Annotated in this window: 3 protein-coding genes; all 3 read right to left on the bottom strand. The window is 27.9% G+C overall.

The features are described from left to right. Positions 1-271: GNAT family N-acetyltransferase (locus tag VLM92_RS05480; protein ID WP_325275347.1), on the bottom strand; the 271-nt coding region annotated here is incomplete at its 3' end. Further along, entirely contained in the window at positions 261-977 is a 717-nt protein-coding gene (tsaB, locus tag VLM92_RS05475) for a tRNA (adenosine(37)-N6)-threonylcarbamoyltransferase complex dimerization subunit type 1 TsaB (protein WP_325275346.1), read from the bottom strand. The genes VLM92_RS05480 and tsaB, both read right to left, overlap by 11 nt. Continuing rightward, a complete protein-coding gene (gene tsaE / locus VLM92_RS05470; RefSeq protein ID WP_325275345.1) occupies positions 977-1,429 on the bottom strand; it encodes a tRNA (adenosine(37)-N6)-threonylcarbamoyltransferase complex ATPase subunit type 1 TsaE in 453 nt (150 codons plus the stop codon). The genes tsaB and tsaE overlap by 1 nt, the downstream gene beginning before the upstream one ends. Between the last annotated feature and the right edge of the window lie 325 nt (positions 1,430-1,754).

Raw genomic sequence — 1,754 nt, 5'->3', positions numbered from 1 at the left:
CTTTTACTAATTCATCACCAATTTTTTTACCTCTATAATCATCATGAACAGCTACATTAGTTATATGACCTTCATCCATTACAAACCATATCCCAACATAACCCACTACTTTTCCATCTATCTTTGCTACTAAATATCTTGCAACATCATTATTAAGTTCTTTTTTAAATGAATCTTTAGACCAATAATGTTCAAAGCAATTTTTTTCTACTTCAAAAACTCCATCAATATCTTTTGATGTCATTTGCTCTATAAGTAAATTATTTTCCATCATTCAACCTCTTCATCTTTTCATCATATTCAACTTCTGCTTGAGATTTTCTTATATATATAGGATTTATGCTGTAGCAATCACAAACACCTATATTTTTATTATATTTATTCATAGCTATAGTACACAAACTACTTGCCTTAGTCACATTATGAGAAGGAGCTGGTATATTTATATTATCTGCTACTTTAAGCTTGTCTTCATATTTATAAACCGCTTCTCCAACTAAAATCCACTCTTTATTACTATTTGATAACTCCTCTATCAATTTATCTATTTCAATAACATCCACATTCTTTATTTCTATTAATTCATTATTTTCAAACTTGTACTGCCCCATATATACTTGAGTTCTTTGTGCATCTAGTATTGAACAGATATTTTTATCACATAAATTCATATTACCTGCTAATATTTCTACTGAATTCACTCCTACTATTGGCAAGCTATTTACGTGAGCTATACCTTTAGCAGTAGCCATACCTATTCTTAGACCTGTAAATGAACCTGGTCCTTCACACACTGCAATCATATCTATTTCATTAATATTTATATCACTTATCTTTAACATATTCTCTATCATTGGCATAATCTTTTGAGAGTGTGTTTTTTTAGTATTTATCGTATACTCACATATTAATTTATTATCTTCTACTACTGCTACACTCGTAGCCATTGAAGATGTATCTATCCCTAAAACTTTCATTATTTTGTCAGCTCCTCAACTATTATTTGGTACTTTTCTCCAACGGGATTTAATATCATTTCTCTAGACATTTCTTTATATCTTAACTCTATATGTAAATATTCTTCCGGGAGTATGTCTTCTATTAAGTTTGCCCATTCAATTATACATACACCTTCACCGTTTATATATTCATCATATCCAATATCATACATTTCTTCACTACTACCTATTCTGTATACATCAAAATGATATAATGGTATTTTTCCTTCATACTCATTTACTATCGTAAATGTTGGGCTTGTTATATAATCATCAACTTCTAAAGCTTGTGCTAAACTTTGAGTCATTGTAGTTTTGCCCGCACCTAAATCTCCTACCAAACATATAACACTACCTGGCTTTAAAAGTTTTCCTAATTTATATCCAAGTTCTCTTGTTTTACTTTCATTTTCTAAATATATATTAATCATTGTGTCTTCTCCATTATATTTGAATTAATTATTTTATTCATATTACAATTATCAACTAGAATCTATTATATTATAACAAACTAATATCTTAAAGGTTTTATCATCTATTATAAATATTTTTTTGGAATATATGTATAATATTTGTAGTCATAGGCCATAATTAAAATATCAGGGATATTTACTCCCCCAAATATTAAATATTCCTTATTCCCCTAAGCACTTACTTTAGTAAAGTAAGTGCTTTTTAATATATAAAAAAATCTTCAATTCAAAATTTATAAGGAAGACTTTTTTGAAGCACACATAGGAAAATTATATTTATCCA

Source organism: Romboutsia sp. (assembly GCF_035470145.1).
In the GTDB taxonomy this organism is placed as follows: domain Bacteria; phylum Bacillota; class Clostridia; order Peptostreptococcales; family Peptostreptococcaceae; genus Romboutsia_D.
The sequence above is the reverse complement of the archived record's forward strand: the minus strand, read 5'-3'. Positions and strand labels throughout refer to the sequence as shown.